Genomic DNA, 6,494 nt, shown 5'->3' with positions numbered 1-6,494 from the left:
TTTGAGTCACTTCTTTTTTATCATGTTTGGGCAATTAATTTTACAACTTACCTTCTTCCCGACAATGGCAATATGGAAGAGGCAGAAGATATTTATCCTGTAATTCCCCTTACATATGAAAGGCATATGGTTGTTCGGATTTTGGCTTTTATCTCCGTTGTTGCAATTGTGGCAAGTTACGTTGTCTATAAGATATTTCCCACCAGTGTAAATTGGCCCGGTTTTGTCCTGCTGGGCTTGGTAAGCGCTTGGCTGAGCCTTGTTTATGTGCTGCGCAAAAGGCACAATATTACAAAGACTATTATGTGGCAGGTAATAATTGTATCGGGACTTGTGATATTTTGGGACTGGAAGATAGGCTGGAAGGGTTGGTCATTGGATTATGTCATTCCGTTTTTATGTGTTGCAGCTATGCTTGTTATGTATATAACGGCAAAGGTAATGAGACTTAGTGCCAGGGACTATATTTCATATTTTTTGCTGGGCGGGCTGTTTGGTATTGTTCCGATTTTGTTTATTCTGTTTGATCTTGTCAAGGTGGATTATCCTTCTCTTATTTCGGTTGCAGCAAGCATTATATTTTTGGCTGCCATAATGATTTTTTACGGAGACAGTATAAAGGAAGAATTGCGCAAGAGAATGCATATATGAGATAAAGTAGTTTGAACGAAAGGATGTACAGAAAGTTTTTTTCTGATATAATTGTTATTGTGGTTTATATTGCTTTTTTTGTATTCTTTTTGTTTAAATAGGCGGTTAAAACTGAAAAAAGAGGTGTCATGCAAATGAACAGTGCCATTAATATGTTGATAGATAATATTGAGAAGATTATTATCGGCAAGAGGTCTGTTATTGAGCATCTTCTGGTTGCACTGTTAAGTGACGGTCATGTATTGATAGAGGATGTACCGGGAGTTGGAAAAACCCAGCTGGTTGCGACCCTTGCCCGTTCGGTAAACGGAAAATTCAACAGGGTTCAGTTTACTCCCGATGTAATGCCTTCGGATATTATGGGATTTTCGATGTTCAATCCCGGCACTCGGCAGTTTGAATACAGGGAAGGCGCGGCAATGTGCAACTTCCTGCTGGCAGATGAAATCAACAGAACATCACCGAAGACCCAATCCAGTCTCCTTGAAATAATGGAGGAGTTTCAGGTGACAGTGGACGGAAAGACATACAAGCTTCCCAGTCCTTTTATGGTTCTGGCCACGCAAAACCCCATAGAGAGCTTTGGAACATATCCTTTGCCTGAAGCTCAGATGGACAGATTCTTTTTAAAGCTTACCATAGGATATCCCGGAAAAAACGAAGAGAAACTGATAATTGACCGGTTCGGAAGTGAAAACCCGCTAAACCTGCTTGAGCATGTTATGACCACAGAAGAGCTTATTGAGCTTAAGGAGAAGGTAAAGGAAGTAAGGGTGGAGGACTGCCTTAAAGAATACATAATTAATATAGTTGACAATACCCGGAAAGACAACAATGTGGTATTGGGATGCAGTCCCCGTGGAAGCCTCAATCTGTACAAGGCTTCAAAGGCTTGGGCGTTTATAAAGGGAAGGGACTATGTGCTCCCGGATGATATACAGAAAATGGCTGTTCCGGTATTGGCCCATAGAATCATAATGTCCCAAGGTGCAAAAATAAAGAACATACAGGCATCGGATGTTATAAGCGATATTATTCAGAAAACAGGGGTTCCTTTTGTGTGATTTATTTGCGGTTTTAAAATTAGAATTGGCATAGAAGGAAGTGTAGGATGAGCTATATAGTATATCTTTTTATGTTAATTGCAATGTTTTTATATACATATGTATTTGGTGACGATACCAGCATGCTGATGCTTTATATGCTGATATTTTCACCTCTTTTGTCTTGGATTCTTTGTTTTATATCTCTAAGAAATCTGGAAATTTCAATTGATGAAAAGATTCACGCATCACAGGTGGAAAAGGAGGGGGTTGCGGGCATAACTGTATTGCTTCAAAACAAATCCTTTATACCCATACCGATTATCGATATATCGTTTATTGTTCCGCAAAACCTTATTCCTCTGGACAATCCCAGTCCTATCATATCTTTGGGCCCGTATAAAACTCAAATAGTCAATTTGGAGTACAGGGCAAAGTACAGAGGTATAGCCAAAATAGGGGTAAGAGATATTAAAATAAGAGATTTCATGGGCTTTTTTAACTTATCTATTTTAAAAAGGCATAAAAAAATGGAGAGCACCAAAGAGATAACTGTATTAAACAAGATTTCCCAGCTTAAGATGAACAGCACTTTTTTGCTTGATTCATGTCAGCTTGCGACGGAAGAGACAGGTACGGCACTGAGCGATTTCAATTTTTTAAGCTGCTTAAATGGAGAGCCGGGGCATGAATTTCGCGAATATCATCCCGGAGACCCGCTTCATAAAATTCACTGGAAACTTTCTGCCAAAACGGATGTGCTTATGGTAAGGAAAGATGAAGGTCGGAGTATTCCAAGAAAGAAGCTGGTGCTTGATCCTGTTGTCCTAAATGGGGCAAAATTCAGGACTAACAGCGTTGTCGAAAGGGAAGATAAGGTTTTGGACGCCCTTATGTCAGTTGTTGATATGTTGGTTAGAGCCGGAAGAGATGTGGAAGTGTGGCTTTTGGAGCTTGGAGAGTGGATGAGCTATTTGATTAAGGATAGGGAACAGATTGTTGAAATGCAGCATAGACTTGCCGCATACAAATTCCTGCATTCAAAAGAGGAACTTGCTGGTGAGCGTCTTCCCACTTCGATTATTACTATGCAGGATGGCAATGGCAGGGTTTTTGCCGGGGGAGATGCCATGGTTTTTTCAGCCTCATTTGACAGTCAGCTTCTTGAGATAATAAAGGGAATGCAAGAACTAAAAATGACCGTAGATTTGGTTGCAATTAAAAATAACGAAGATGTTATGAGACAAGCTGATTGGGCGAGAGAGCAATCAAAAGCTGCTAAAATGAACTTGTGGACAATAGGACTTGGTGACGAGATTTCAGAGGTGTTGGTATAGGGACAATATCAAAGCACAAAAATGTTGGTTAATCAAGGGGGAGAATAATGGAGAATGCATACCGTTTAAAAAATCAAATACTTCCATTGGCAATGGCTGTGGCTTTGATAAACTGGACATCAAGAACATTGTTTGGTTTTTTCTATATACAACTTCTGATTTTGGCAATTGCCATTACCTGTGTCATTTTTGCAGCCTACAACTTTGCACAAAAATATGCTAATATAAAAACATTGCTGTTTTTTGCCTTTTCTTTTTTGTATTTGATTGTATGCCAGGTTGTTATGGGTATAGAAGACAAGGACGTTTTCCTTTTTTTGATTACTGTCTACGGCTATGCCTCGACAATTTATTACTTTACAATAATACGCTACCGTGTGGCAGTTGTCTTTATAATAGGGCTTATCCCGTTTTTGATACATACCGCCAGAACGGCCAAAGGAATAACAATACATTTCATAATTTATATTTTACTGTTTTTTCTTTTGTATTTTGAGCGCACAAGAAAGAAACGAGCGGAAACAGTGAGGTATAATGTTCCGATTAATGAGTGGTATTACGTCACAATGTCGGTTTTTCTTGCGTTGGTGTTTTTGGTTTCATTGATTGCCCCAAAACCGAATGTAATTCCGAGGCTTGCTTACGTAAATGCAGTGATAGAGCAAGTTGCTCAGCCTTTAGGAGGGGCGGCGGCACAGCAGAACTTGTTTCAGGGTATAAACAACAATCTTTACAATCCCTTTAGTATAAAAACCCAAAGTCAGTTGGACTCCTTGACTGCTCCGCAAAGTGACAGGGTACTTTTTGAAGTTGCGGCACAGGAGCCTGTGTACCTTAGGATTCAGAGCTGGGACAAATATGAGGATAATGTATGGAAGATCGGAAATGAAAAGCTAAAGGAATACAAGCCTGTCCGAAGCTTCTATAATGACGGGATAAAGTACAATGTATTTGTAGATTTGGTGAAGAAGGCAAAAAAAGAAGGAATTATACTTTCGGCACTGCCGGAAACTTCGGAAATTTGGAATTATGATTCGAATCTCCCGGAAAAAAGAAAGGCAACGATATTAAATGTAAACAGTTATTCGACAAAATTTATTCCCGTGCCAATAGGTGCAATTGATGTTTATTCTGAAGGCAAAAATTCCGAAAAAATATATATGAACAAATTGGGAAGCTGCAGTAGCGGTGCGCAAAGCTCATGGAAAAGTTATGATGTGGAATATATAACCCAGAGGATAGCCACAAATTCTTTTGAGCACAATCTTATTAAGATTCTTGACAGGACGAGGGCTGAGTCATTGCTTGATATGAATGCATATAAAAAGAATGATGGTGAGCCCTTGGATATTAGCTATGACAATTTAAATGTTTTATACGCTGCAACCGAAGACTTGAAAAGTGTTTATGAAAATTATACCCAATTGCCCCAGAACATATCCGACAGGGTTTTCAAATTGGCCCAAAAGATAACCGAGGGAAAAGAAAGCACTTATGATAAAGCACTGGCTATTGAACAGTATTTTCACAATTCGGATTATGTATATGATTTGGACCCTCCGCGCATACCGAGTGGAGCTGAGGCAATAGATTATTTTCTTTTTGACAGCAAAAAAGGTTTTTGCATTCACTATGCTTCTGCCATGGTGGTGCTGGCAAGAGCATGCGGATTGCCGGCAAGATATTCTGAAGGATATGTGGCGGATGAGTTTGACAGTAGTACCGGGCGGTTTGTCGTCAGGGATAAAGATGCGCATGCATTCCCGGAAGTTTATATACCCGGATACGGATGGATGGTTTTTGAACCCACTGTGAGCGTTATGGAACAAGATGCGCTGAGCATATTCTTTGACAAGGTCAAATCCATACTGGTATCTTTTGAAGAAACAGTTGTGAATATCATTGAAATTATACCGGTTTGGGTCAGGATATTGTCAATACCGTTCTTCCTTTTTACACTGATGTTTTGGATATGGATTTTAAGAAGAGTGTATATTCACTTCTGGAAGAAAAAGATGCTAAAACTTGATGCAAACAAGGCAGTTGACAGAATTCTTTCAAAGATAATAAAACTGTTGGGCGTTGTAAACCTTGATAGAGATTTGCACGAGACACCTTTGCAGTATGGACAGAGAATTTACATGGAGAGCGGAATAGATGTTTTGGACTTTATTGAGATATTTAATAAATCAAAATATGCCAAAGTAGAGCCAACAGTTGATGATGTAAAGAGAGGAATTGCTCTTTATGGAGATGTTGTGGTTTGCATAAAAAGACGTTTAAAATGGTTCAATCCTGCAAAATATTTCTGGTTTGTCTAAAATTGCATATAATGCAAAAAATAAATTGTAGTGTAAATTTAGTAGCTTAAGGGAGGTTTTATATGATTATCTTTGGCTGGGGATTTCGGACATCAAAAAATTACGGTCCGGTCCGAAAAATTCAATGCAACAACTGCAACAACGAATCAAGCTGGCATCTTCAAAAGATCACCAGTTGGTTTATGCTGTTTTTTATTCCTGTAATACCTTATAAAACCAGATATCTTCTCATGTGTCCGGTGTGCAAAAATTATCTGATGCTTCAAAAAGAGGAGTTTGAAGAGCTCAAGGATATAATTGAAAATTCACAATCAAACAAGTCGTGGGATGCTTCTGCACGTATGAATAGCATTGTAAACGGAGCCGGCGGTATAATAAGAACAGAAACCCAGCTGAATTTTATAAGAGATGTGCAGGAATTTGAAAGGGAGAGGCAAAGAAGAAGTGAAGAATAAAAAACTGTTGCAAAAATGATTTAATCATTTTTGCAACAGTTTAATTTTTCTCCTCCTGTTTCAGAAAGCTTCCGTCACAGTTTACAAAAATTAAATGCAGTTTTTAAACTCTCACTTTTCCCCCTAAAAAAACATAACCAATTCTCTCATTTTAGCAAACTAAAGTAATATCAAATTATGATTTCTCTCTTTCTTCTTTCTATTTCTTTCTTAATATCTTTCTCTAAATTTTCTTTCTCTTTTTTCTTAAAAGTTTTCTTTCTCTGGATTCTCTCTTTTTGAATAAATTAAATTTGTGTACGTACACAAGGAAAATCGTTTAACACTCCCCTAAAAATATAACCTTTCCTTATAAAAACTCCCCTACAATATGTGGACCTGTTTAACTTCTTAAAATCCGACTTCTTGTTCAGACACTGCCTGATAAGCAATGCTGGCAAGCAATCTTTTCAAGTCCCAGTGATTGTTGCCGATTCACTCCCTTCGATGAACCGACTTAAATAAGATGAAACATAAAACCAACTTAGAAAAAATGATATAATAGTAAGATCTTACTTATTAAAAGCAATTGAAAACGTGAGTCAATGAAAATTTTGTTTGAGTGTATAAATGCTGGTTCTTTAAATTTCCTCCCCGCATCTTAATTATACAATAACTTATCCGCATAAATGAATATAATAAACTTAT

The 6,494-nt window shown here is 38.0% G+C and carries 5 protein-coding genes; all 5 read left to right on the top strand.

Going from position 1 to position 6,494, the window contains the following annotated elements; translation table 11 throughout:
• Nucleotides 1-33: 33 nt before the first annotated feature.
• The gene (locus PLH43_RS12625) at nt 34-651 is read left to right on the top strand and encodes a DUF6320 domain-containing protein (RefSeq protein WP_324363666.1); all 618 of its coding nucleotides are present in this window, start codon (nt 34-36) and stop codon (nt 649-651) included.
• 134 nt (nt 652-785) lie between these two features.
• The gene (locus tag PLH43_RS12620; protein WP_324363663.1) at nt 786-1,715 is read left to right on the top strand and encodes a MoxR family ATPase; all 930 of its coding nucleotides are present in this window, start codon (nt 786-788) and stop codon (nt 1,713-1,715) included.
• 47 nt (nt 1,716-1,762) lie between these two features.
• Complete coding sequence (locus PLH43_RS12615; RefSeq protein ID WP_324363661.1) at nt 1,763-3,031, top strand: DUF58 domain-containing protein; 1,269 nt, start codon at nt 1,763-1,765, stop codon at nt 3,029-3,031.
• Between the two features lie 47 nt (nt 3,032-3,078).
• A complete protein-coding gene (locus PLH43_RS12610) occupies nt 3,079-5,352 on the top strand; it encodes a transglutaminase-like domain-containing protein (RefSeq protein WP_324363659.1) in 2,274 nt (757 codons plus the stop codon).
• Nucleotides 5,353-5,414: 62 nt separating this feature from the next.
• On the top strand, nt 5,415-5,807 hold the full coding sequence (locus PLH43_RS12605) for a zinc-ribbon domain-containing protein (protein ID WP_324363657.1): 393 nt from the start codon (nt 5,415-5,417) through the stop codon (nt 5,805-5,807).
• The last annotated feature ends 687 nt before the right edge of the window (nt 5,808-6,494 follow it).

Source organism: Acetivibrio sp. (assembly GCF_035371925.1).
Lineage (GTDB): Bacteria > Bacillota > Clostridia > Acetivibrionales > Acetivibrionaceae > Hungateiclostridium.
This window is presented reverse-complemented; position numbering and strand designations above follow the sequence as displayed.

Excerpts from the sequence above, each read along its gene's own strand:
- PLH43_RS12620 (WP_324363663.1), top strand. The coding sequence starts at position 786 with ATGAACAGTGCCATTAATATGTTGATAGATAATATTGAGAAGATTATT.
- PLH43_RS12615 (WP_324363661.1), top strand. The coding sequence starts at position 1,763 with ATGAGCTATATAGTATATCTTTTTATGTTAATTGCAATGTTTTTATAT.
- PLH43_RS12610 (WP_324363659.1), top strand. The coding sequence starts at position 3,079 with ATGGAGAATGCATACCGTTTAAAAAATCAAATACTTCCATTGGCAATG.
- PLH43_RS12605 (WP_324363657.1), top strand. The coding sequence starts at position 5,415 with ATGATTATCTTTGGCTGGGGATTTCGGACATCAAAAAATTACGGTCCG.